The sequence below is a fragment of the Cuspidothrix issatschenkoi CHARLIE-1 genome (assembly GCF_002934005.1).
GTDB classification, from domain to species: domain Bacteria; phylum Cyanobacteriota; class Cyanobacteriia; order Cyanobacteriales; family Nostocaceae; genus Cuspidothrix; species Cuspidothrix issatschenkoi.
Map to the genome: position 1 here is coordinate 1 of NZ_PGEM01000094.1, position 991 is coordinate 991.

At 42.5% G+C, this 991-nt stretch carries 2 protein-coding genes; both read left to right on the plus strand.

The features are described from left to right. On the plus strand, positions 1-532 hold a 532-nt coding region (locus tag CUN59_RS13385), incomplete at its 5' end, for a photosynthetic reaction center family protein (protein ID WP_497706911.1). A 333-nt stretch (positions 533-865) separates the two neighbouring features. Continuing rightward, positions 866-991: helix-turn-helix domain-containing protein (locus tag CUN59_RS13390; RefSeq protein ID WP_165790198.1), on the plus strand; the 126-nt coding region annotated here is incomplete at its 3' end.

Sequence of the window (991 nt, forward strand, 5' to 3'; positions counted from 1 at the left end):
CGTGTTCCAAGCAGAACACAATATCTTGATGCACCCCTTCCACATGTTAGGTGTAGCTGGTGTATTCGGCGGTTCCTTGTTCTCTGCAATGCACGGTTCTTTGGTAACATCTTCCTTGGTTAAAGAAACAACCGAGAACGAATCACAAAACTACGGTTATAAATTCGGTCAAGAAGAAGAAACCTACAACATCGTTGCGGCACACGGTTACTTCGGTCGCTTGATTTTCCAATACGCTTCTTTCAACAACAGCCGTTCCTTACACTTCTTCTTGGCTGCATGGCCAGTAGTTGGTATCTGGTTCACAGCTTTGGGTGTAAGCACCATGGCATTCAACTTGAACGGTTTCAACTTCAACCAATCCATCATTGATTCTCAAGGTCGTGTAATCGGTACTTGGGCTGATGTAATCAACCGCGCTAACTTAGGTATGGAAGTAATGCACGAGCGTAACGCTCACAACTTCCCCTTAGACTTGGCTGCTGCTGATGTTGCTCCTGTTGCTTTAACTGCTCCTGCTATCAATGGTTAATAACTAGAGTCTAGTTAATTAGAAAACGCTCTCCTTACGGAGGGCGTTTTTTGTCTTGGGAAAATAAGTAGGGACGTTCCAGGGGAATGTCTCTACCAAATTTATCAAGAAAGGCAGAGGCTATCAATTACTCAAGACAATTTTAGCTTAACCGACTTCAAGCCCCATGACTGACCCAAAGGGCAGCTTAGGATGAATGGCGCGTGAATTAACGACAGTTTTTCGACCAAAGCGACAGCGTTCGCGCAGCGTCTCGAAGAGAGGGAAAAAACATGGAGTCAATTCACAAATCTCGTGTTATACTATCTTATAGTAAATACCTTTTACTCTAATATGTTAAGAGTTGTCAAAGTCAGATTATATCCAGATGCTCAACAACAGCAATCATTAGCACAAGCTTTTGGTAGTTGTCGTTGGCTATGGAATTATTTTTTGAATTTGATGAACCAAACATATAAA